At 62.1% G+C, this 23,948-nt stretch carries 20 protein-coding genes and 1 pseudogene; 13 read left to right on the forward strand and 8 right to left on the reverse strand.

Going from position 1 to position 23,948, the window contains the following annotated elements:
• Window positions 1–22: 22 nt before the first annotated feature.
• The 3 genes from dgcA to ACIPQ1_RS22705 form a co-directional block, all read right to left on the reverse strand.
• On the reverse strand, window positions 23–2,083 hold the full coding sequence (dgcA, locus tag ACIPQ1_RS22695) for a dimethylglycine demethylation protein DgcA (RefSeq protein WP_060740286.1): 2,061 nt from the start codon (window positions 2,081–2,083) through the stop codon (window positions 23–25).
• A 15-nt stretch (window positions 2,084–2,098) separates the two neighbouring features.
• Complete coding sequence (locus ACIPQ1_RS22700) at window positions 2,099–2,629, reverse strand: DUF5943 domain-containing protein (RefSeq protein ID WP_018612374.1); 531 nt, start codon at window positions 2,627–2,629, stop codon at window positions 2,099–2,101.
• A gap of 79 nt (window positions 2,630–2,708) precedes the next feature.
• On the reverse strand, window positions 2,709–3,686 hold the full coding sequence (locus ACIPQ1_RS22705) for a dipeptidase (RefSeq protein WP_030139307.1): 978 nt from the start codon (window positions 3,684–3,686) through the stop codon (window positions 2,709–2,711).
• Between the two features lie 233 nt (window positions 3,687–3,919).
• On the opposite strand from ACIPQ1_RS22705, the gene ACIPQ1_RS22710 reads away from it, so the two are divergent.
• Complete coding sequence (locus ACIPQ1_RS22710; protein ID WP_446534814.1) at window positions 3,920–4,321, forward strand: lysozyme inhibitor LprI family protein; 402 nt, start codon at window positions 3,920–3,922, stop codon at window positions 4,319–4,321.
• A 57-nt stretch (window positions 4,322–4,378) separates the two neighbouring features.
• Window positions 4,379–4,795, forward strand: a complete 417-nt coding sequence (locus ACIPQ1_RS22715) for a DUF3010 family protein (RefSeq protein ID WP_411385834.1) — start codon at window positions 4,379–4,381, stop codon at window positions 4,793–4,795.
• 180 nt (window positions 4,796–4,975) lie between these two features.
• Here the strand turns inward: ACIPQ1_RS22715 and ACIPQ1_RS22720 are convergent, their stop codons facing one another.
• Complete coding sequence (locus tag ACIPQ1_RS22720; RefSeq protein ID WP_411385835.1) at window positions 4,976–6,151, reverse strand: hypothetical protein; 1,176 nt, start codon at window positions 6,149–6,151, stop codon at window positions 4,976–4,978.
• Window positions 6,152–6,219: 68 nt separating this feature from the next.
• Window positions 6,220–7,179 carry a GlxA family transcriptional regulator gene (locus tag ACIPQ1_RS22725; RefSeq protein ID WP_411385836.1) on the reverse strand — a complete coding sequence of 320 codons (960 nt, stop codon included), beginning with the start codon at window positions 7,177–7,179 and terminating at the stop codon, window positions 6,220–6,222.
• Window positions 7,180–7,366: 187 nt separating this feature from the next.
• Here ACIPQ1_RS22725 and ACIPQ1_RS22730 point away from each other — a divergent pair, with 187 nt between their 5' ends.
• The 6 genes from ACIPQ1_RS22730 to ACIPQ1_RS22755 all read left to right on the forward strand — a co-directional run bounded on the left by ACIPQ1_RS22730 (window position 7,367) and on the right by ACIPQ1_RS22755 (window position 12,818).
• Window positions 7,367–8,311 carry a choline ABC transporter substrate-binding protein gene (locus tag ACIPQ1_RS22730; protein WP_434704164.1) on the forward strand — a complete coding sequence of 315 codons (945 nt, stop codon included), beginning with the start codon at window positions 7,367–7,369 and terminating at the stop codon, window positions 8,309–8,311.
• Window positions 8,312–8,383: 72 nt separating this feature from the next.
• Entirely contained in the window at window positions 8,384–9,271 is an 888-nt protein-coding gene (locus ACIPQ1_RS22735) for a 3-keto-5-aminohexanoate cleavage protein (protein ID WP_446534810.1), read from the forward strand.
• 142 nt (window positions 9,272–9,413) lie between these two features.
• Window positions 9,414–10,379 carry an L-carnitine dehydrogenase gene (locus ACIPQ1_RS22740; RefSeq protein WP_411385838.1) on the forward strand — a complete coding sequence of 322 codons (966 nt, stop codon included), beginning with the start codon at window positions 9,414–9,416 and terminating at the stop codon, window positions 10,377–10,379.
• A gap of 144 nt (window positions 10,380–10,523) precedes the next feature.
• On the forward strand, window positions 10,524–11,000 hold the full coding sequence (locus ACIPQ1_RS22745) for a thioesterase family protein (RefSeq protein WP_250962177.1): 477 nt from the start codon (window positions 10,524–10,526) through the stop codon (window positions 10,998–11,000).
• A gap of 20 nt (window positions 11,001–11,020) precedes the next feature.
• On the forward strand, window positions 11,021–12,184 hold the full coding sequence (locus tag ACIPQ1_RS22750; RefSeq protein ID WP_411385839.1) for a gamma-butyrobetaine dioxygenase: 1,164 nt from the start codon (window positions 11,021–11,023) through the stop codon (window positions 12,182–12,184).
• 370 nt (window positions 12,185–12,554) lie between these two features.
• The gene (locus tag ACIPQ1_RS22755) at window positions 12,555–12,818 is read left to right on the forward strand and encodes a hypothetical protein (RefSeq protein ID WP_186707124.1); all 264 of its coding nucleotides are present in this window, start codon (window positions 12,555–12,557) and stop codon (window positions 12,816–12,818) included.
• A 120-nt stretch (window positions 12,819–12,938) separates the two neighbouring features.
• Here ACIPQ1_RS22755 and gbdR read toward each other — a convergent pair.
• Window positions 12,939–14,033: pseudogene (gene gbdR, locus ACIPQ1_RS22760) on the reverse strand (choline metabolism transcriptional regulator GbdR); the annotation flags it as partial.
• A 579-nt stretch (window positions 14,034–14,612) separates the two neighbouring features.
• Window positions 14,613–15,989 carry an L-serine ammonia-lyase gene (locus ACIPQ1_RS22765; RefSeq protein WP_186707123.1) on the reverse strand — a complete coding sequence of 459 codons (1,377 nt, stop codon included), beginning with the start codon at window positions 15,987–15,989 and terminating at the stop codon, window positions 14,613–14,615.
• 424 nt (window positions 15,990–16,413) lie between these two features.
• Between ACIPQ1_RS22765 and ACIPQ1_RS22770 the strand changes: the two genes are divergently transcribed.
• From ACIPQ1_RS22770 to choV, 3 genes are all read left to right on the forward strand, one after another.
• Window positions 16,414–17,361 carry a choline ABC transporter substrate-binding protein gene (locus ACIPQ1_RS22770; RefSeq protein WP_186707122.1) on the forward strand — a complete coding sequence of 316 codons (948 nt, stop codon included), beginning with the start codon at window positions 16,414–16,416 and terminating at the stop codon, window positions 17,359–17,361.
• A gap of 71 nt (window positions 17,362–17,432) precedes the next feature.
• Window positions 17,433–18,278 (forward strand): choline ABC transporter permease subunit, encoded by an 846-nt coding sequence (choW, locus tag ACIPQ1_RS22775; RefSeq protein WP_014340605.1) that lies wholly within the window; start codon window positions 17,433–17,435, stop codon window positions 18,276–18,278.
• Entirely contained in the window at window positions 18,275–19,453 is a 1,179-nt protein-coding gene (gene choV / locus ACIPQ1_RS22780; protein WP_411385840.1) for a choline ABC transporter ATP-binding protein, read from the forward strand. The genes choW and choV overlap by 4 nt, the downstream gene beginning before the upstream one ends.
• Window positions 19,454–19,777: 324 nt before the next feature.
• On the opposite strand, the gene ACIPQ1_RS22785 is transcribed toward choV, so the two are convergent.
• Window positions 19,778–21,310, reverse strand: coding sequence for a BCCT family transporter (locus tag ACIPQ1_RS22785; protein ID WP_411387563.1), 1,533 nt, complete (start codon window positions 21,308–21,310; stop codon window positions 19,778–19,780).
• Window positions 21,311–21,676: 366 nt separating this feature from the next.
• On the opposite strand from ACIPQ1_RS22785, the gene betI reads away from it, so the two are divergent.
• Complete coding sequence (gene betI / locus ACIPQ1_RS22790) at window positions 21,677–22,297, forward strand: transcriptional regulator BetI (RefSeq protein WP_250966026.1); 621 nt, start codon at window positions 21,677–21,679, stop codon at window positions 22,295–22,297.
• A gap of 79 nt (window positions 22,298–22,376) precedes the next feature.
• Complete coding sequence (betB, locus tag ACIPQ1_RS22795) at window positions 22,377–23,849, forward strand: betaine-aldehyde dehydrogenase (RefSeq protein ID WP_446534811.1); 1,473 nt, start codon at window positions 22,377–22,379, stop codon at window positions 23,847–23,849.
• The last annotated feature ends 99 nt before the right edge of the window (window positions 23,850–23,948 follow it).

A 23,948-nucleotide genomic window follows, 5' to 3' on the forward strand; every position in this document is an offset into this window, starting at 1 on the left:
CCACAGGATCATGTGCAAGCCGTTAGAAATCCTTGCACAACCGCAGGGCGTCATAGATGGCCGCGTGGGTATTACGCTGGGCCACGCAGTCGCCGATGCGGAACAGCAGGTAGCCATCGCCGCTCTGTTCCAGGCACGGCTGGGGCTTGATCGCGAACAGGGCTTCGACGTCGATCTGGCCCTTGTTGCGCGAACCCTCCTTGAGCGCGTAGTAGATTTCTTCGTCCGGCCGCACGCCGTTCTCCACCACCACCTGGTCCACCACGCGTTCTTCCTTGGCGCCGGTGTATTCGTTCTCCAGCACCGCCACCAGCTTGTCGCCTTCGCGGTAGACCTTCTCCAGCATCATGTCCCCGGTCATGATCACTTCCTTGGGGTACATGCTGCGGTAGTAGGTGGGGAACGACGTCCCGCCAATGGCCACGCCCGGCTTGATGTCGTCGGTGACGATCTCGACCTGGCTGCCCTTGTCGGCGAGGAAGTCGGCCACCGACATGCCGGTGAACTCGCAGATGGTGTCGTAGACCAGCACGTTCTTGCCCGGCGCGACCTTGCCGTCGAGGACGTCCCAGCTGCTGACCACCAGCCCTTCGGCGGCGCCCCAGTGTTCGTTCTGCTCCAGGAACGGATGGCCGCCGACGGCCAGCACCACCACATCCGGACGCAGGTCCATGATGGTCGCCGCATCAGCCGCCACGCCCAGGCGCAGGTCGACTTTCAACCGCGCCAGTTCCAGCTGGAACCAACGGGTGATACCGGCGATCTGGTCCCGTTGCGGGGCCTTCGAGGCGGTGGTGATCTGCCCGCCGATGAATTCCTTCTTCTCGAACAGGGTCACATCGTGCCCACGTTCGGCGGCCACGCGCGCGGCTTCCATCCCGGCCGGGCCGGCACCGACCACCACGACTTTGCGCTTGGGCCCGGTGGACTTCTCGATGATGTGCGGCACGCCCATGTATTCACGGGACGTCGCGGCGTTCTGGATGCACAGCACGTCCAGGCCTTGGTACTGGCGGTCGATGCAGTAGTTGGCGCCGACGCACTGCTTGATCTGGTCGATCTGGCCCATCTTGATCTTGGCGATCAGGTGCGGGTCGGCGATGTGGGCACGGGTCATGCCGACCATGTCGACGTAACCGCCCTCCAGGATCCGCGTGGCCTGGTTCGGGTCCTTGATGTTCTGCGCGTGCAGCACCGGGACCTTGACCACTTCCTTGATACCGGCGGCCAAGTGCAGGAACGGCTCCGGTGGATAACTCATGTTCGGGATGACGTTGGCCAGGGTGTTGTGGGTGTCGCAACCCGAGCCCACCACACCGATGAAATCCAGCATGCCGGTGTCGTCGTAGTACTTGGCGATCTGCTTCATGTCCTCGTGGGACAAGCCGTCCGGGTGGAACTCGTCACCGCACAGGCGCATGCCCACGCAGAAATCGTCGCCCACTTCGGCACGCACGGCCTTCAACACTTCCAGGCCGAACTTCATGCGGCCTTCAAAGCTGCCGCCCCATTCGTCGGTACGCTTGTTGACCCGCGGGCTCCAGAACTGGTCGATCATGTGCTGGTGCACGGCGGACAACTCGACGCCGTCCAGGCCACCGGCCTTGGCCCGGCGCGCGGCCTGGGCGTAGTTGCCGATCACCCGCCAGATTTCTTCCGGCTCGATGGTCTTGCAGGTAGCACGGTGCACCGGCTCGCGCACGCCGGACGGCGACATCAGGGTCGGCCAGTTGAAGCCGTCCCAGCGCGAGCGACGGCCCATGTGGGTAATCTGGATCATGATCTTGGCGCCATGCTTGTGCATGGCGTCGGCCAGGTTCTGGAAATGCGGGATGATGCGGTCGGTGGACAGGTTCACCGAGCTCCACCATTCCTGGGGGCTGTCGATGGCAACCACCGACGAGCCACCACAGATCGCCAGGCCGATGCCGCCCTTGGCCTTCTCTTCGTAATACTTCACGTACCGGTCGGTGGTCATGCCGCCGTCGGTGGCGTAGACCTCGGCGTGCGCGGTGCTGAGCACGCGGTTGCGGATGGTCAGCTTGCCGATCTGGATCGGCTGGAACATTGCTTCAAAAGCCATGGCGCGATCCTCGACTTACAACGGCTTGACGATGAACAGGCCGTCGTCGTGGCCTTCTTCGGAACCGCCGTAGACCTGCTCGGCCACGGTGCGGATCTGGCTGCCGCGCGCGGCGAGGATCTGGTCCATGGCGCCGGCGAACCAGCCGGTGAACATGTAGTCGACCTTGCGCCCGACCTTGCCGTACACATAGACGAACGCCGAGTGCTCAAGCTTCACGCTGGCGGTGCCTTTGTCCAGGTCGATGTCCTGGATCTTGAACAGGCCCCAGCCACGCTGGGACAGGCGCTTCATGTAGTGCTCGAACACCGCGACGCCTTCCAGGCCGTGGCACTCGGCTTCTTTTTCACACCAGTGCCAGGCGGATTTGTAGCCGGCCTTGTAGAGAATCTCGGCGTAGGCGTCGGCGCCCAGCACTTCCTCGATGCCCATGTGGTTGTTGACGAAGAAGTGACGCGGTACGTACAGCATCGGCAGGGCGTCGGACGTCCAGACACCGGTTTCGCTGTCGACTTCGATAGGCAGTTGCGGGGCGATCTTGGCCATGAAAACTTGACTCCGGAAATTCGTGGTATTGCCTGCGGCGCAGAGGGCCGCAGGTAGAGGATTAGCGGTGCGGTGGAGGTTATTCGCCCCAGACGTCTTTCAAGACGTTGACCCAGTTTTCCCCCATGATCTTGCGCACCACCCGCTCCGGGTGACCGCGCTTGAGCAGCGTCTCGGTGAGGTTCGGGAACTCGCCCACGGTGCGGATGCCCAGGGGGTTGATGATCTTGCCGAAGCTGGTCAGACGACGGGCATAGCCTTTGTCGTGGGTCAGCATTTCGAAGAAATCCTGGCCATGGCCCTGGGTGAAGTCGGTGCCGATGCCGATGGCGTCCTCACCGACGATGTTCATGGTGTATTCGATGGCTTCGGCGTAGTCGTCGATGGTCGAATCGATGCCCTTGGCCAGGAACGGCGCGAACATGGTCACGCCGACGAAACCACCGTGGTCGGCAATGAACTTCAGCTCTTCATCGGACTTGTTGCGCGGGTGTTCTTTGAGGCCGGACGGCAGGCAGTGGGAATAGCAGACCGGCTTCTTCGACTCGAGGATGACTTCTTCGGAAGTCTTGGAACCGACGTGGGACAGGTCGCACATGATGCCGACGCGGTTCATCTCGGCGACGATCTCGCGACCGAAGCCCGACAGGCCGCCGTCGCGCTCGTAGCAGCCGGTGCCCACCAGGTTCTGGGTGTTGTAGCACATCTGCACCACACCGACGCCGAGCTGCTTGAAGATCTCGACGTAGCCGAGCTGGTCTTCGAACGCATGGGCGTTCTGGAAGCCGAAGATGATGCCGGTCTTGCCCTGTTCCTTGGCGCGACGGATGTCGGCGGTGGTTTTCACCGGGATCACCAGGTCGCTGTTCTCGCGGATCAGTTTCTGGCTGGCGACGATGTTGTTGATGGTGGCCTGGAAACCCTCCCACACCGACACGGTGCAGTTGGCTGCGGTCAGGCCGCCCTTGCGCATGTCTTCGAACAGGTCGCGGTTCCACTTGGCAATGATCAGCCCGTCGATAACGATGCTGTCGGCGTGCAATTCGGCTGGGCTCATCAGGCAGTCCCCTTGTTAGCGATTCATGCGCCGAATCGTGTGCCGGCGCTTTGGGGCCAGCATATGCCTGAGGGCCGTCGCGACCCGGTGCAAAAACGACAGGGGAATTGCCGAAAGCGTCAATCCACGACAATGGGCTACAACGGGCCCACCCTGCCCGTCTGTTCTTTACCCGACGCTTGCGCCAGAATCCGCCGCATCACTGGTTTTCACTGGACTTGAGCGGCAACGCGATGAAATCACTTTTCCTGGCATTGGCACTGATCAGCACCCTGGCACACGCAACCGAAGACACCGAGCCCAACCCCTGCGACGAAGTTGAAAACGACGTCCAGACCCTGGCCTGCTCGGCCTATGGCAAAACCGCCGCAGAACAATTGCTGGGCGAAAACCTGCAGAGCCTCAACGAGCGCCTGCAAACCCGCTACGCCAGCGACAAGGCCCAGCTCAACGACATCACCGCCAAGGTCAAGGCCGCCCAGCAACTGTGGCAAAAACAGCGCGAAGCCGACTGCGCCATCGCCGCCTTCCCGGCCAAACCCGGCAGCGACGCCTACAAAATCGCCGAAAACGACTGCATGGCCCAGGTGAGCGACGATCGGTCGGAGTTTTTGGAGTCGATTGGGCAGGAGTGATGTTTCAGGAGCCGTTTAGCACGGTAAGCTGCTTGCATCATTGGTAAAGGGATTCACATGAAAACGTGCGGCATCGAAATCAAAGGCAGCGAAGCGATCATCGCCGTTGCCTCGCTGGACCAGCAAGCGTTGAGCCACGTTGCGCTGAGCACCAAGAAAATCGCCCTGGACGACGATGACGACGCCGCCAACGTCAAGGCATTCGCCATCCAGGTGCGGACGTTCGTGACGGACAACGGCATCGAACGCATCGCCATCAAGAAGCGCAGCAAGAAGGGCGAGTTCGCCGGTGGCCCGACCACGTTCAAGATCGAAGGGGTTTTCCAGTTGCTGGACGGTTGTGAGGTGACGCTGCTGTCGCCGCAGACCATCAATGCGCAGAGCAAAAAACATGACGTCGCCCTGCCGGCGACGCTGAACAAGTATCAGCATGAGGCATACAAGGCGGCGTGTTCGGCGCTGATGAAGAAATAGACCTGCTGACACCGCCCTGTGGCGAGGGAGCTTGCTCCCGCTCGGCTGCGCAGCAGTCGTAAACCGGTTTGCAGGGTTCACCTGTTGCACCGCGGTGTCTGGTTCTGGGGCGGCTGCGCCCGAAGCGTCGGACCGACCTAGCGGGAGCAAGCTCCCTCGCCACGGGAAATTGTCCAAGTTTCAACGCTGCTGGCGATACCCCTTCAACCACTCCGCAAACGCCTTGTCCTCCAACGCATAACCACCGCGGTTGGATTTCCACACCAATTCCTTTTCACGCAACGCATCGATACACGATTGGATGGTTTGGGTACCGGGCACGACTTCGCTTCCCATGCTCTTCAATGCCTTGCTCACCGCCGCCAATGTTGAATCGGTGAAGGGCGCGAAGGGCTCGTTGTTCTGCGAGCGCTCGGCCATGACCTGCAACACGGCGCGTTGCGGCACCGTCAGGGCGTTCCAGGCGCTCTCGAATTCGGTCCAGACGCCGGCGCGCAGCATTTCGGCGCTGTTGCGCAGCAACTCACCCAAATGGCTCGCCTCACCCAGCTCCAGGGCAATTTCGCCGATGACGCTGCGCAACATCTCCGGACGGCGCCCTACCAACTCAAACGCCTGGTCCAGGTCATCGGCGTTGAACTGATTGGTCTGGGCCAAGTGTGCGTTCAAATGGGCGGTGTAGGCCTGGGTGAAGGCTTTGCCCAGCAAAGGGAACGGCGTGATGCTGGACCCGTAGAACGGTTGGTTGCGACTCAGCACCAAGTGGGCGAGCTTGTCGCGATTGGAACCGGTGAACACCAGCCGCAGACCACTGGTATCGCCCACGCGCCCCTGGTTGAGCTGGTCACGGGCCGCCTTGAGGCCGAACATCGCGTTGACCCCGGCCTCGGTGGTCAAGGCATGCTGGGCTTCATCGATTACCAACACCACGGTTTTATCCGCGGCACGGTGCAACAGCTCCAGTGCCTGGGTCAGCGTCGCCCCTTCTGGCAGTTGCGGCTGGCTGAAATCCCAGGACAACGTGCGCAAGAAGCTGAGTTTGTCGATGCCCATGGATTTGGCGAGCTTGCGGATGCCCTTCTCATAAGGCACCAGTGCCCCGGCGATGGCCGAAGCGATCAAGTCGGCAGGATCCTTCTCCTTGTTGGCCCAAAGGTCGACGTAGACCGCGAGCCAACCTCGCATCTCGCATTCGGGAATCAAGTCCTCGCGCAGGAACGTACTTTTTCCGGTACGCCTTGGCGCGGCCAGGAACAGGCCTGAGGTGTAATCCTGGATCCCCGCGCCGACCAGCCCATCGACAATATTGCGGGCCAGATCGGGACGCCGGAAAACAAAACCGGGGTGCTTGGACATGGTTTTATACTCAATTATGGCGACAGGTATAATTTATAGTCGCGAGTATAATTGAGTATAAAAGCCTGTCAAACCAGCTCCCGACCGTCCCCCTGCCGCCGCCGATCCTCACGCGGGCAGCGCGCGAATCGGGTCCGATAGCTGCGGGTGAAATACGACGGCGACTCAAACCCGCAGGCGATGCTCACTTCCAGCACGCTCATGTCGGTCTGGCGCAGCAACTGCCGGGCCTTTTCCAGGCGCAGGCGCAGGTAGAAGTTGCTCGGCGTGTCGTTCAGGTGCAGGCGGAACAGCCTTTCGAGCTGGCGACGAGTGACGTTGATCGACTCGGCCAGGGCCAAAGTACTCAGTGGTGGTTCACTGTGGGTTTCCATCTCGCCAATGACGTGCGCCAGCTTCTTGTTGCGAATGCCGTAGCGGTTGGCGATTTCCATGCGCTGGTGATCTTTGCGCGGACGGATGCGGCCGAGCACGAATTGCTCGCTGACCTGGATCGCCAGTTCCGAACCGTGGGCCTGGCCGATCAGGTCCAGCATCAGGTCGATGGACGCGGTGCCGCCCGCACAAGTGATACGGCGACGGTCTATTTCGAACAGCTCCTGGGTCACGCCAAGCTGTGGATAAGACTCCTTGAATGCCTCGATGGCTTCCCAGTGCAACGTCACCCGGTGCCCTTCCAGCAGCCCCGCCTCGGCCAGGACCACGCTGCCGGTGTCGATGCCGCCCAGGATCACGCCTTCGTTGTCCAGCCGATGCAGCCAGCGTTCCAGTGCCGGGGTGGCGAACTTCAGCGGCTCGAACCCCGCCACCACCCAGAGGGTCGCGCCTTTCTTCAAGGGCTCCAGCGCGGCATCGGCGTTGACCGACATGCCATTGCTCGCCAGCACCGCCCCGCCGTCGATGCTCAATACATGCCAGCGGTACAGCTCGCCGCGAAAGCGATTGGCGACCCGCAACGGCTCGATGGCCGAGATGAAACCGATGGCCGAGAAACCCGGCATCAACAAGAAGTAGAAATCCTGGGACATGGAGCGCACTCGGTTGACGGGCAGCGTGCGGACCTTGATACGCCAGTTGCAACAACCGTTCAAGAGTCGCTGCAGTGCAAGAGCACGTCGCCGCTGTGCGTTTTGCCCTGCCCGGGGCTGCGTAACGTGGCATCACCGGCGCACAGACACCGGGCCCCATAACAATAAGCTGCCGAGGAACCTGACAATGAAACGACTGATCAGCTACTGCGTTCTTGCACTCAGCGCCACCGAGCTTTTGAGCCCGGCCGCCATGGCCGCCGAGCCCGCCGCCTGCCAGAACGTACGCCTGGGCGTGGTCAACTGGACCGACGTCATCGCCACCAGCGCCCTGACCCAAGTGATGCTCGACGGCCTCGGCTACAAGACCAAGCAAACCAGCGCCTCCCAGCAAATCATCTTCGCCGGCATCCGCGACCAGCGCCTGGACCTGTTCCTGGGCTACTGGAACCCGTTGATGACCCAGACCATCACCCCGTTCGTCGAGGCCAAGCAGGTCAAGGTGCTGGAGCAGCCCAGCCTCAAGGACGCCCGCGCCACCCTGGCCGTGCCGACCTACCTGGCCGACAAGGGCCTGAAGACCTTTGCCGACATCGCCAAATTCGAAAAAGAGTTGGGCGGCAAGATCTACGGCATCGAACCCGGCTCCGGCGCCAATACCCAGATCAAGGCGATGATTGCCAAGAACCAGTTCGGCCTGGGCAAATTCCAACTGGTGGAGTCCAGCGAAGCCGGCATGCTCGCCGCCGTGGACCGTGCCGTGCGGCGCAAGGAAGCCGTGGTGTTCTTCGGCTGGGCGCCGCACCCGATGAACGTCAACGTGCAAATGACCTACCTCACCGGCAGCGAAGACGCCCTCGGCCCGAACGAAGGCATGGCCACCGTCTGGACCGTCACCGCGCCGAACTACGCCGAGCAATGCCCGAACGTCGGTCGCTTGCTGAGTAACCTGACCTTCACCGCCGAAGACGAGAGCCGGATGATGCAACCGTTGCTCGATCACAAGGACCCGCTCGAATCGGCCCGGCAATGGCTCAAGGATCATCCGCAAGACAAACAACGTTGGCTCGAAGGCGTGACCACCTTCGACGGCAAGCCGGCCGCCGACAACCTGAAACTCACCAGCAACTGATCAACCGATCGCCATCTGCGCAGCAGTACACGGGCTGCGCAGTGACTCACCACGCCTGAAGGAACCCGCACCATGAACCACGACGTCATCATCACCTGCGCACTCACCGGTGCTGGCGACACGACCGCCAAGAGCCCCCACGTACCGGTCACCCCGAAACAGATCGCCGCCGCTGCCGTCGAGGCGGCGAAGGCCGGGGCCACGGTGGTCCATTGCCACGTCCGTGACCCGCAGACCGGCATGTTCAGCCGCGACGTGGCGTTGTACCGCGAAGTGATGGAGCGCATCCGTGAGGCGGACGTGGACATCATTGTCAACCTCACCGCCGGCATGGGCGGCGACCTGGAGATCGGCGGCGGCGAACGACCGATGGAGTTCGGCCCCAACACCGACCTGGTAGGCCCGCTGACGCGCCTGGCTCACGTCGAGGAGCTGCTGCCGGAAATCTGCACATTGGATTGCGGCACCCTGAACTTCGGCGACGGCGACACCATTTACGTTTCCACCCCGGCACAACTGCGGGCCGGCGCCAAGCGCATCACTGAGCTGGGGGTCAAGGCCGAGCTGGAAATCTTCGACACCGGTCACCTGTGGTTCGCCAAGCAACTGATCAAGGAAGGCCTGCTGGACAACCCGCTGTTCCAGCTCTGCCTGGGCATCCCGTGGGGGGCTCCGGCGGACACCACCACCATGAAGGCCATGGTCGACAACCTGCCGGCCGACGCGGTGTGGGCCGGCTTCGGCATCGGTCGCATGCAAATGCCAATGGCCGCCCAGGCGGTGCTGCTGGGGGGCAACGTGCGGGTCGGGCTGGAAGACAACCTCTGGCTGGACAAAGGCGTGCTCGCCACCAACGGCCAACTGGTGGAGCGCGCCGGAGAAATCCTCAGCCGCCTTGGGGCTCGCGTGCTTACGCCGGCGGAAGGTCGCAAGAAAATGGGCCTGGTGCAGCGCGGCTGAACCGAATCGACGCATAACCCTGTGGGAGCGAGCTCGCTCGCGATAGCGATATTCCAGCCTTCGACGATGCGTCGGAAGTACCGCCGCCATCGCGAGCAAGCTCGCTCCCACAGGTGATTTTCACTCTTTTCAGGAAACCACCATGAGCTTTATCACCGACATCAAGACCTTCGCCGCCCTGGGCAGCGGTGTGATCGGCAGCGGCTGGGTCAGCCGGGCCCTGGCCCATGGCCTCGACGTTGTCGCCTGGGACCCGGCGCCGGGTGCCGAGGCGGCACTGCGCAAACGCGTCGCCAATGCCTGGGGCGCCCTGGAGAAACAGGGCTTGGCCCCCGGCGCTTCGCAGGATCGGCTGCGCTTTGTCGCCACCATCGAAGAATGCGTGCGCGACGCTGATTTCATCCAGGAAAGCGCTCCCGAGCGACTGGAACTCAAGCTCGAACTGCACGCCCAGATCAGCGCCGCCGCCAAGCCAAACGCGTTGATCGGCTCCAGTACCTCGGGCCTGCTGCCAAGCGAGTTCTATGAGAACGCCACCCACCCGGAACGCTGTGTGGTCGGGCACCCGTTCAACCCGGTCTACTTGTTGCCACTGGTGGAGGTGGTCGGCGGCAAGAACACCGCCCCCAAAGCGGTGCAAGCAGCGATGGAAGTCTACGAATCCCTCGGCATGCGGCCATTGCACGTACGCAAGGAAGTCCCCGGCTTCATCGCCGACCGCCTGCTCGAAGCGCTGTGGCGCGAAGCCCTGCACCTGGTCAACGACGGTGTCGCCACCACCGGGGAAATCGACGATGCGATCCGTTTTGGCGCCGGCCTGCGCTGGTCATTCATGGGCACGTTCCTGACCTACACCCTGGCCGGCGGCGATGCCGGCATGCGGCATTTCATGGCCCAATTCGGCCCGGCGTTGCAACTGCCCTGGACCTACCTGCCGGCGCCGGAGCTGACCGAGAAATTGATCGATGATGTGGTGAACGGCACGAGCGAGCAATTGGGCAGCCACAGCATCTCGGCCCTGGAGCGCTATCGTGATGATTGCCTGCTGGCGGTGCTGGAGGCAGTGAAAGCCACTAAAGAAAAGCATGGAATGACCTTCGCTGAGTAAACCTTGGTTTTTTGGGCCAGCAAGGCTGGCCCATCGCGAGCAAGCTCGCTCCCACATTGGTTCTGTGTCGCTCACAAAACCTGTGGGAGCGAGCTTGCTCGCGATAGCGGCCTCCCAGTCACCACAACTGTCGGAACCAACGTCATGCCCACCCTCACCCCCTACCAAACCCGCATCCTCCCCGAATGGGTCGATTACAACGGCCATCTGCGCGATGCCTTCTACTTGCTGATCTTCAGCTACGCCACCGACGCGCTGATGGACCGGCTCGGCCTGGACAGCCAGAACCGCGAAGCCAGCGGCCACTCCTTGTTCACCCTCGAACTGCACCTCAACTACTTGCACGAAGTGAAGCTCGGCGCAGATGTCGAGGTGCACACGCAGCTCATCGGCCATGACACCAAACGCTTGCACCTCTACCACAGCCTGCACCTGGTCGGCGGTGATAAAGAGCTGGCCGGCAATGAACAGATGTTGCTGCATGTCGACCTGGCCGGCCCGCGCTCAGCGCCATTCACCGAACAGACCCTGGGCCGACTCAAAGCCCTGTTGGACAGCCAAGCCGACCTGCCGACACCGACCTGCATCGGTCGGGTCATCGCCCTGCCACCCGCCCGATAAGCCTCGACCAGGAGATCGCCATGAACACCGCTGCCGCTGTTGCCGACTTCCGACGCTATCCGCTTGTCCAGGCATTGACCGCTGCGACCCCCTTGACCGACCGGGTGCAAGTGACGTGGGCCGACGGCCGGGTCAGCCCGTTCCATCATCAGTGGCTAAGGGACAACTGCCCGTGCCCGCAATGCGTCTACAGCGTTACCCGCGAGCAGGTCCTGGAGATTGTCGATGTCCCGGAAGACGTGACGCCCCGCCACATCAACATCGACGACGCGGGCCATCTGTGTGTGGTTTGGCAGGATGGCCACCGAAGCCTATTCGATCCGGGCTGGTTGCGCGCCCATGCGTATGACGATCAATCCAGGGCCGAACGCCTGGCGAGCAAGCCGCATCGCCAGCTGTGGCGGCATGACCTGAAACTGCCGGTGTTCGAATACCAGCCACTGATGACGGATGCCGACGCGCTGCTGCAATGGCTTTTGGCGGTGCGCGACATCGGCCTGACCCAAGTACGCGGCGTGCCCACCGAGCCCGGCTCGCTGAAACAGATCGCCCAACGCATTTCCTTTATCCGCGAGAGCAACTTCGGCGTGCTGTTCAACGTGCAGTCCAAGGCCGATGCCGACAGCAACGCCTACACCGCTTTCAACCTGCCGCTGCACAGCGACCTGCCGACCCGTGAGCTGCAGCCGGGGCTGCAGTTCTTGCATTGCCTGGTGAACGACGCCGACGGCGGCGAGAGCATTTTTGTCGACGGCTTTGCCATTGCCGAGACGCTGCGCCAGGAAGACCCCGAGGCCTTCGACGCGCTGTGCCAGATCCCGGTGGAGTTTCGCAACAAGGACCGCCACAGCGACTACCGCTGCCTGGCGCCCATCATCGCGCTGGATGCGCTGGGGCAGGTCGCGGAAATCCGCATGGCGAACTTCCTGCGTGGGCCCTTCGACACCTCGGTCGAGCAGATGCCCAGGCTTTACCGCGCCTACCGCCGCTTCATCGCCCTGACCCGCGAGCCGCAATTTCGCCTGGTACAGCGCCTCGAACCCGGCCAGTTCTGGTGCTTCGACAACCGCCGCACCCTCCACGCCCGCAACGCCTTCGACCCGGCCACCGGGGCCCGGCATTTCCAGGGGTGTTATGTGGATCGGGATGAGTTGTTGTCGCGGATTCTGGTGTTGCAACGCTAGACCGCGTCATCGTTCATCGCGAGCAAGCTCGCTCCCACAGGCGGCCGCATTCCCCTGTGGGAGCGAGCTTGCTCGCGATAGCGCCCGATCAAACAACGCACTTTCCCCAGATTCACACAGGCAAAAAAATCCCCGATCAAGCCGTGACAGGATCGGGGCAGGAGCGTTACTGGAGGAGCCGTCGCGCGAGGGTGACCAAACCATCGTGATTCAGCTTGGGGCCAGTGTGCCCAGTCCAGGCCTGGGCAAGTTAGCCGAAAACGACGCCTCCATAGTCATTCATGACATTGCGACCATTTACCCTTGCCGCCGCTTCGGGTGGCTACCAGAATCGAGACACGACCCCAATCCCTGAACAAGGAAAAGCGTCATGATGCACGCCGATTTGATCGACCAGGAAGACCTGCTGGGCCATCTCAAGGCCCTGGGACTGCAAATACCCAGCGGCTCCACCGCCGAGCAGGCATGCGAATGCGCCGTGCGCGGGCTGGACAGGGCCCGCGCCAATGAATTGCGGCGGATGGTCAAGGACATGTACACCAGCAGCGCCACCATCCTGCCGGCCGTGCGCCAGGCGATCGATAAGCAGCTGTTGCCGGCATTGACGCAATACCAGCAGAACCATAGCGCCTGACCTTGTGGCGAGGGAGCTTGCTCCCGCTGGGCTGCGTAGCAGCCCCAAAAAGCTTGGTACCGCTACGCGCTCCAGCGGGAGCAAGCTCCCGCGCCACCAAGGCGCCGCGGGCGAGAGCCACACCCTGGCAAACGTCGACTCATTACGCGCCTGGCTCAGCGCCGACAGCGGCCCGGACAATGGCGACAGCACCAGCGCTTGCGGCAGTGGCATCATCGCCACCTGTTGCGTGGTGTTGGAACCGACGCGCTCGTCGCGCGGTGGAATGCCGAAGTATTCGCGGTAGCATTTGGAGAAGTGCGGGGTGGAGACGAAGCCGCACACCGAGGCCACTTCGATGATCGACATCGGCGTCTGCTTGAGCAGTTGCCGCGCACGGATCAGCCGCAGCTTGAGGTAATAGCGCGACGGCGAGCAGTGCAGGTATTTCTGGAACAACCGCTCCAGCTGACGCCGGGACACGGCGACGTACACCGCCAATTCGTCCAGGTCGATCGGCTCTTCGAGGTTGGCCTCCATCAACGCGACGATTTCCTGCAACTTCGGCTGGTTGGTGCCAAGCATGTGCTTGAGCGGCACACGCTGGTGATCCTGCTCGTTGCGGATACGCTCGTAGACAAACATTTCCGAGATCGCCGCCGACAACTCACGACCGTGATCGCGGCTGATCAGATGCAGCATCATGTCCAGCGGCGCGGTGCCGCCGGAGCTGGTGAAGCGGTTGCGGTCGAGGGTGAACAGGCGGGTACTCATCGATACCCGCGGGAAAGCTTCCTGCATCGCCGCCAGGCATTCCCAGTGCACACTGCAATCGAAACCGTCCAGCAGGCCGGCGCAGGCCAGGGCCCAGCTGCCGGTGCAGACCGCGCCGAGGCGACGAGACTGGCGGGCCTGGCCCTGCAGCCATGACACGTGTTCACGGGTTACGGTGCGCTGGATGCCGATACCGCCACAGACGATGACGGTGTCCAAGGGCGGTGCCTTGTGCATGGAGGCGTCGGGGGTGATCTGCAAGCCATCACTGGCCCATACCTGGCCGCCGTCGACGGTCAGGGTGGTCCAGCGATACAGCTCGCGACCGGACAGTTGGTTGGCCATGCGTAGCGGTTCCACCGCGGACGCCAGGGAAATCAGCGTGAAATTGTCCAGCAGCAAAAAGCCGATGGATTGAGGCGCACGGTTCTGGGGTTGGGCCCCGGAGTTGGACGTCGTCATCGCGGTATCTCCTCACACAAAGCGGGTGATGGCCTCAGGCGGAGGCTCTTGTTATTGCCCATCATTCTCTTGCGTGAGACGGGGCTTTATCGGGATAGAGCAATTGCCATGCCTAAAATTGAATGTGTGTTCAATAAATCCTGAAAACGACATGGCGGCCTGTCTATATAAGGGGTGGATCGCGTCCAGGTTTTAGCTGCCATCCATGGCGGCAGGCACCGGTCACAAAGGGCCGTGAGCAGTTCGGTAGCACTTGTGGGAACTGGGCTGCGCCGTTTGCGCGAGGGTTGTCACCGCAAGCGCGGGGACGGACGGTGGGGCGGCGTACAAAGGCGTGACCGATAAGTCACGCCTTATCTGTTTGCGACGCGCTAAAAGGTGGCGCGTTTGGGGATGGGTGTTCATTTTACGAGCGGTTTTTACATTCATCTGTGGCGAGGGAGCTTGCTCCCGCTCGACCGCGAAGCGGTCGCAAATCCGGCTTGTGAAATATTCCTGACATCATGACGTCGCCTGGGGGCGCTTCGCGCCCCAGCGGGAGCAAGCTCCCTCGCCACAGAGTGCGGTGGAGATTTCGAATCAGCACTCCACCGCACTGACCGCCAAGCCACCGCGCGAAGTCTCTTTATATTTGTCATGCATGTCGGCACCGGTATCGCGCATGGTGCGGATCACCCGGTCCAGGGAGATGAAATGCTGGCCGTCACCGCGCAAGGCCATTTGGGCGGCGTTGATGGCCTTGACCGCGGCGATCGCGTTACGCTCAATGCACGGCACCTGCACCAGGCCGCCGACTGGGTCGCAGGTCAGGCCGAGGTTGTGCTCCAGGCCGATTTCCGCGGCGTTGCACAATTGCTCCGGCGTGGCCCCGAGGATCTCCGCCAAGCCCGCCGCCGCCATGGCGCAAGCCGATCCCACCTCGCCCTGGCAGCCGACTTCGGCGCCGGAGATCGAGGCGTTCTTCTTGCACAGGATCCCGACGGCCGCCGCACCGAGGAAATAATCCACGACGTTGGCGTCGGTGACCGCTTCGCTGAACTTCATGAAGTAATGCAGTACCGCCGGGATGATCCCCGCCGCACCGTTGGTCGGCGCGGTGACCATGCGCCCGCCGGCGGCGTTCTCTTCGTTGACCGCCAGGGCGAACAGGTTGACCCACTCCATGGCGCTCAGGGTCGAGCCGATGACATTGGGCTTGTTCAGCTCTTGCAGGCTGCGGTGCAACTTGGCCGCGCGCCGACGCACATTCAAGCCGCCCGGCAGGATGCCCTCGTGCTTGAGGCCCTGCTCGACGCAGTCCTGCATGGCCCGCCACAGTTTCATCAGGCCACTGCGAATCTCTTCTTCGGAACGCCAGACCTTTTCGTTGGCCAGCATCAACTCGGCCACCCGCAGGTCGTGGGTGCGGCACAACTGGAGCAATTCTTCGGCGCTGGAAAAATCGTACGGCAGCTCAGTACGATCCAAGTCCACCACGCCGCTGGTGGCCTGGGCCTGATCGACGACAAAGCCGCCGCCGACCGAGTAATACGTGTCACGGTGCAGCTCGCCGTCGGCGCCCTCGGCCACCAGGGTCATCGCATTAGGGTGGAACGGCAGGTTCTCGTCGATCAGGCGCATGTCCCGGGACCATACGAACGGTACCGGCAGGCGACCGTCGAGCAGCAGGGTCTGGGTTTCACGCAGCAACTCGATGCGCGGGCCGATCTGCGACGGGTCGATTGCGTCCGGCCACTCTCCCATCAGGCCCATGATCACGGCGTTGTCGCTGCCGTGGCCGATGCCGGTGGCCGACAGCGAACCGAACAATTGCACTTCGACCCGGCGCACATCATTGAGCAGGGCCTTGGCCTTCAGCGCTTCAACGAACAGCGCCGCGGCACGCATGGGGCCCACGGTGTGGGAACTGGACGGGCCGATACCGATTTTGAACAAGTCGAAAACGCTGATTGCCATTGCCGATAACCTCCAGAACAGGCACATCCGGGCGCAGGAGCGTCCGGTGACGGAGCTGCTACGCTCAACGCCGGGATGGCCGCATCATCCGGTTTTTGCCTGGGTGCCCGACGTCTGACACCGACGCAATCATGCCCAGCAACGCCGCCCCTCCCTGCGCCCGGTTTTGCGGCGTTTTTCTGCGTGTCAGAGGTCCATCGGGGGCGGAAAAAATCTGTAAACGACGTCACCGACACTGGATGCGACCATCCCTGTACTGGATACGACCCACCCTGTAGGCGTCAGATTTGCGCTGGTACATGATCGGTTACGGCTCGTTTGCAAGGCCGCGTGTCAGAAGAGTGCCCACGCGCCACCAACCGCAACATCCATAAGCGCGGTTGTCCTGACCGGACACCGCCGATAAAACACCAGGAGTCCACCCATGAAAGGTTCCAAGCCGTTGTTGTTGGCCGCCATGCTGAGTCTTCCGATGCTGGCCAACGCCGCAGAACCCGAAAAGTGCAGCACCGTCAACTTCTCCGATGTCGGCTGGACCGACATTACCGTGACCACGGCGACCACCAGCGTGGTGCTGGATGCGCTGGGCTACAAGACCAAGACCACCATGATTTCCGTGCCGGTGACCTACAAGTCCCTGGCCGATGGCAAGAACATGGATGTGTTCCTCGGCAACTGGATGCCGACCATGGAAAACGACATCAAGGCCTACCGCGAAGCCGGCACCGTGGAAACCGTGCGCACCAACCTCAAGGGCGCCAAGTACACCCTCGCCGTGCCCCAGGGCCTGTATGAGAAGGGACTGAAAGACTTCGCCGACATCCCCAAATTCAAGAAAGAACTCGACGGCAAGATCTACGGCATCGAGCCGGGCAACGACGGCAACCGCCTGATCCAGAGCATGATCGAAAAGAACGCCTTCGGCCTGAAGGACGCCGGCTTCAAAGTCGTCGAGTCGAGTGAAGCGGGCATGCTCTCGCAGGTCGATCGCGCCGCCAAGCGTGGCACCGACGTGGTGTTCCTCGGCTGGGCCCCACACCCGATGAATACCCGTTTCAAAATCCAGTACCTGACCGGCGGCGACGATTTCTTCGGCCCCGACTTCGGTGCCGCGACCGTGGCGACCAATACCCGCAAGGGCTACAGCCAGGAATGCAGCAACGTCGGCCAGCTGTTGAAAAACCTGGAGTTCACCGTCGACATGGAAAGCACGCTGATGGGCAACGTGCTCGACGACAAGATGAAACCTGAGGCCGCCGCCAAGGCCTGGCTGAAGAAAAACCCACAGGTACTCGATACCTGGCTCGCTGGCGTGACCACCATTGACGGTAAACCTGGCCTGGAGGCCGTGAAAGCCAAGCTTGCGCAATAACTGCTTATGTTATGCCGGGCGAGTTCGCTCGCCCGGGCTGTTTATTCCCTTGCATGCGGACGTTCACTACCATGCTTATTGATCAGAAAATACCCTTGGGCCAGTACATCGCGGGCTTTGTCGAATGGTTGACGCAAAACGGCGCCAACACCTTCGACGCAATCGCGCTGTTCCTGGAAACGATGATTCACGGCGTGACGTTTGCGCTGACCTGGTTCAACCCCCTGGCCCTGATCGGCCTCATTGCGCTATTGGCGCACTTCATCCAGCGCAAATGGGGCCTGACTGTATTTGTCATCGCGTCCTTTCTACTGATTCTCAACCTGGGTTACTGGCAAGAGACCATGGAAACCCTCGCCCAGGTGCTGTTCGCGACCCTGGTTTGCGTACTGATCGGCGTGCCGCTGGGCATCGTTGCCGCGCACAAGCCGATGTTCTACACGATGATGCGTCCGGTGCTCGATCTGATGCAGACCGTACCGACCTTCGTCTACCTCATTCCTACCCTGACCCTGTTCGGTCTGGGTGTGGTCCCGGGCCTGATCTCCACGGTGGTGTTCGCGATTGCCGCGCCCATCCGCCTGACCTACCTGGGCATCCGCGACGTCCCGGACGAACTGATGGACGCCGGCAAAGCCTTCGGCTGCTCCCGTCGCCAGCTCCTGTCGCGCATCGAACTGCCCCACGCCATGCCAAGCATCGCCGCCGGTATCACCCAGTGCATCATGCTGTCGTTGTCGATGGTGGTGATCGCCGCGCTGGTGGGCGCCGATGGCCTGGGCAAACCCGTGGTCAACGCATTGAACACCGCCGATATCGCCCTGGGCTTCGAAGCCGGCCTGGCGATCGTCCTGCTGGCGATCATGCTCGACCGAATCTGCAAACAACCCGACGCCAAAGTAGGGGGTGACGCATGAGCATAATTCGCTTTGAAGACGTTGACGTGATCTTCGCCAGGGACCCTCGCGAGGCCCTCAAGCTGCTCGACCAGGGCATGACCCGCAACGAAATCCTGAAGAAAACCGGGCAAATCGTCGGCGTGGAAAAAGCCAGCCTGGACATCGAGAAAGGCGAAATCTGTGTCTTGATGGGCCTGTCCGGCTCCGGCAAATCCAGTCTGCTGCGCTGCATCAACGGCTTGAACACCGTGAGCCGCGGCAAGCTGTTCGTCGAGCACGAAAACCGGCAGATCGACATTGCATCCTGCACCCCCGCCGAGCTGAAGATGATGCGCACCAAGCGCATCGCCATGGTGTTCCAGAAGTTCGCCCTGATGCCTTGGCTGACGGTGCGCGAGAACATCAGCTTCGGCCTGGAAATGCAGGGCCGACCGGAGAAGGAACGCAAGAAGCTGGTGGATGAGAAGCTTGAGCTGGTGGGCCTGACCCAGTGGCGCAACAAGAAGCCCGACGAATTGTCCGGCGGCATGCAGCAACGGGTCGGCCTGGCCCGCGCCCTGGCGATGGACGCCGACATCCTGCTGATGGACGAACCGTTCTCGGCCCTCGACCCATTGATCCGCCAAGGCCTGCAGGACGAACTTCTGGAGCTGCAACGCAAGCTGAGCAAGACCATTGTGTTCGTCAGCCACGACCTCGACGAAGCCCTGAAGCTGGGCAGCCGTATCGCGATCATGAAAGACGGCCGGATCATCCAGTACAGCAAGCCGGAACAAATCGTGCTGAACCCGGCCGACGACTATGTGCGCACCTTCGTCGCCCACACCAACCCGCTCAACGTCCTCTGCGGCCGCAGCCTGATGCGCACCCTGGACAACTGCAAGCGCATCAACGGTTCGGTCTGCCTGGACCCGGGTGGCGACTCCTGGCTCGACCTGGCCGACGGCAACACCATCAAGGGCGCCCGGCAGAACGGCGCGGCCCTGGACCTGCAAAACTGGGCTCCAGGCCAAGCGGTCGAAGGCCTGGGCCGACGTCCGACCCTGGTGGACTCCAACATCGGCATGCGCGATGCGTTGCAGATCCGCTACCAGACCGGCAACAAACTGGTGCTCCACGACAATCAGAAAGTCGTCGGGATCCTGGGCGACAGCGAGCTGTACCACGCACTGCTCGGCAAGAACCTGGGCTAACCCCACGCACACAAAAACGCCGCGAGATGATCGCGGCGTTTTTGTTTGCGCCTTCCAAGGCTGATGCTCATACCAGGGTTTGAAATGCTGGTACTGGCTTGGAACGCCGATACTGAGCTTGGAATGCTGATATTGAGCTTGGAATGCTGATAACTGTGGCGAGGGAGCTTGCTCCCGCTCGGCTGCGCAGCAGTCGCAATCCAGGCGACACGAACCTTCAGGTACACCGTGCTTGGCCGGTTTGGGGTCGCTCCGCAACCCAGCGGGAGCAAGCTCCCTCGCCACAAAAGCCCCTCTGCCACAAGAGCAGGGCCAGGCAGAAGGTCAGCTATAGGCCCGCAGCACCGCCAACTCCGCCCGCTCCTGCTCCGCCTGCACATCCTGGCGCATGGCCTTGTGCAAACCGAACATGAAGCACACCAACACCACCGAGAACGGCAATCCGGCCAGCACCACCATGGTCTGCATCGCTTCGAAGTTGCCGGCAAACAACAGGCCGATCGTCACCAGCGTAATCACCACCGACCAGAAGATCCGCAGCCAATGGGGCGCGTCTTCGTCAACGGTGCCGCCCTGGCACGAAAGGTTCGCCATCATCACCGCGCCGGAGTCGGCCGGGGTCAGGAACAGGACGAAACCGACAAAGATCGACACACCGATGACAATCTTCGATGCCGGATAGAATTCAAGCAGCTGGTAGATCGACATCGACGGCTGCGTCAGCGCCGTCTTGCCCAACTCGACCGCGCCGTGGTTCATCACCAGGTCCAGGGCCGAGTTACCGAAGATCGACAGCCAGGCCAGGGTGAAGCCCAGGGGAATCAACAATACGCCCGCCACCAGCTCGCGCACGGAACGCCCACGAGAAATGCGCGCGATGAACATGCCGACAAAAGGCGCCCAGGAAATCCACCAGGCCCAATAGAACAGCGTCCATAGGCCCATCCAGCGGCCAGACTTGGCGCTGTCGTCCGCGTAGACGTACAGATCGAAGGTCTTGAGCACCACACCGTTGAGGTAGTCGCCAATGTTCTGAACGAAACCGTTGAGCAGGTGCAGGGTCGGACCGAACAGCAGCACAAAGATCAGCAGGCCACTGAACAGCACGATGTTCAGGTTCGACAGCCGACGGATACCGTTCTCCACACCGGACACCGCCGCGATGGTCGCCACCGTGCTCATCACGATGATCACGATCAGCAGATTGGTGTTGCTGTGTTCCATGCCGAACAGGTTTTCCAGCCCGGACGCCACCTGCAACGAGCCGATCCCCAGGTTGGTCACCAGCCCCAGCAGAGTCACGAACATGCCGAAACCGTCCACCGCGTGACCGGCCGCACCCTTGACCCAGCGCTCTCCCACCAGCGGATACAACGCCGAACGCAGGGCCAGCGGCTGATTGTGCCGGTAGGCGAAATACGCCACGGCCAAGCCCACCAAGGCGTAGATCGCCCAGCCGTGCAGGCCCCAGTGCAAGAACGTCAACTGCACCGCCTGCCGCGCCGCCTGTTGACTGCCGGCCACGCCTTCGGGCGGGTTGAAGAAATGGTCCAGCGGCTCGGAGGCGCCAAAGTACAGCAAGGAGATGCCGATACCCGACGAAAACAGCATCCCGGCCCAGGCGCCGTAGCTGAAATCCGGCGTGTCGTCCTTGCTGCCCAGCTTGAGCTTGCCGTAGGAGGAAAACGCCAGGCCAACCACGAACACCAGGTAAGCGGCGATGACCACCATGTAGTACCAACCAAAGCTGCGGGACAACCACGCCTGGGCGATGCCGAGCAAACGACCGGCCTCCTGCGGGGCGATAATCAGAATGGCGGTCAGCAACAGAATCAGCGCGGTGGAGGTGTAGAACACCCAACCGTTGACCGTCACCTTCTGCGGTGGGGTCTTTATTAGAAAGGCAGAACTCATTGCACGGATGCTCCAGGCAGTGCGGGAGAAGGACAAGGCAACGCGGTACCCGACCAATCGGTGAGTGGGCAGCCGACCGACGGGTGTTATAAAGACACCCTTAAAGCCCTTGCCCCCGTCATTGCGTGGGTCTTGGGTCCTTGATGTCTCGCTTCTGCGCCATTTACGCGTAGGAAATTTCGGCAAATCGCGACGAATTGTCGCAGAGCTTATTCTTTGTTGATTGAACGTTCAATCAAAACAAAATAGACTGGCCCTCGCCATGACGGACTGCACTCGTCCGCCTGCGGGCCTAAGGAGATGTGCTAGATGCCCAAGGTCGGTATGCAACCCATCCGCCGCCAACAATTGATCGAAGCTACGTTGCAAGCGGTCGATCAGGTCGGCATGGGGGACGCCAGCATTGCGCTGATCGCTCGTTTGGCCGGTGTTTCCAACGGCATCATCAGTCACTACTTTCAGGACAAGAACGGCCTGATCGCGGCGACGGCCCAGTACCTGATGACTGTCTTGAGCGAGAACGTCACCGCGCGGCGTCAAGCGCTGACGGACTCGAGCCCGCGGGCTCACCTCAAGGTGATCATCGAAGGCAACTTCGACGCCAGCCAGGTCAACGGCCCGGCAATGAAAACCTGGCTGGCCTTCTGGGCCACCAGCATGCATCACCCGTCTTTGCACAGGTTGCAGCGGATCAACGATCACCGTCTGTATTCCAACCTGTGTTGCCAGTTCCGCCGCGTGTTGCCCGTTGACCAGGCACGCAGCGCGGCACGGGGCCTGGCCGCGCTGATTGACGGTTTGTGGCTGCGCGGCGCGCTGTCGGGAGACGCGTTCGATACCGCCCAGGCGCACCAGATCGCTTACGAATACATGGATTTCCAACTGGCCAAAACAGGAGCGCCAGAGCACACAGAACCGCTCGACTCCTGAACCGTCACCGCAGCGCGTAGTCAGCTATAAACGACACGCTCGGTGGCCAGCCAACCACTCATGCACTTGCGAGGACTTTATGGCCCGTTTCGAACTGCAAAAACTCTACATCGATGGCGCGTACAGCGATGCCAGCGGCGACGCCACTTTCGAAGCCATCAACCCGGCCAACGGTGAAGTACTCGCCCTGGTGCAGCGCGCAACGTTCGAGGACGTCGAGCGCGCCGTGGTCAGCGCCGAAAAGGGCCAGAAAGTCTGGGCCGCCATGACCGCCATGCAGCGTTCGCGCATCCTGCGTCGCGCCGTGGACATCCTGCGCGAGCGCAACGATGAACTGGCCGCCCTGGAAACCCTGGACACCGGCAAATCCTTCTCCGAAACCAAATACGTCGACATCGTCACCGGTGCCGACGTGCTGGAATACTACGCCGGCCTGGTCCCTGCCATCGAAGGCGAGCAGGTGCCGCTGCGCACCACATCCTTCGTCTATACCCGCCGCGAGCCCCTGGGCGTGGTGGCCGGTATCGGCGCGTGGAACTACCCGATCCAGATCGCCCTATGGAAATCCGCACCGGCCCTGGCCGCCGGCAACGCGATGATCTTCAAACCGAGCGAAGTCACCTCGCTGACCACGCTGAAACTGGCCGAGATCTACACCGAGGCCGGCGTTCCAGCGGGCGTGTTCAACGTCCTGACCGGCAGCGGCCGTGAAGTCGGCACCTGGCTGACCGAGCATCCGCGCATCGAGAAAATTTCCTTCACCGGCGGCACCGACACCGGCAAGAAAGTCATGGCCAGCGCCTCGAGCTCGTCGCTCAAGGACGTGACCATGGAGCTGGGCGGCAAGTCGCCGCTGATCATCTTCGACGACGCCGACCTGGATCGCGCCGCCGACACCGCGATGATGGCCAACTTCTACAGCTCCGGCCAGGTCTGCACCAACGGCACCCGCGTGTTCGTGCCGAGCCACCTCAAGGCCGCCTTCGAAGCCAAGATTGCCGAGCGCGTGGCGCGCATCCGCGTCGGCAACCCAGAAGACGAAAACACCAATTTCGGCCCGCTGGTGAGCTTCGCCCACATGGAAAGCGTGCTGGGCTACATCGAGAAAGGCAAAGCCGAAGGCGCGCGCCTGCTGTGCGGCGGCGGTCGCCTGACCGAAGGCGAATTCGCCAAGGGCGCGTTCGTTGCGCCGACGGTGTTCACCGATTGCACCGATGAGATGACCATCGTGCGTGAAGAAATCTTCGGCCCGGTGATGAGCATCCTCACCTACGACACCGAAGAAGAAGTGATCCGCCGCGCCAACGACACCGACTTCGGCCTGGCCGCGGGCGTCGTGACCCGTGACCTGAACCGCGCCCACCGCGTGATCCACCAGCTCGAAGCCGGCATCTGCTGGATCAACGCCTGGGGCGAATCGGCGGCGGAAATGCCGGTCGGTGGCTACAAGCAATCGGGCGTTGGCCGGGAGAATGGCATCAGCTCGCTGAACAACTTCACCCGCATCAAGTCGGTACAGGTCGAGTTGGGCGACTACACGTCGGTGTTCTGATCTGACACCGGACCTGAGGCGAGGGCCCTTGTGGCGAGGGAGCTTGCTCCCGCTGGGCCGCGAAGCGGCCCCACTTCAGGCCCCTGAGTTTTCCAGACA

The organism is Pseudomonas sp. LARHCG127, assembly GCF_052871455.1.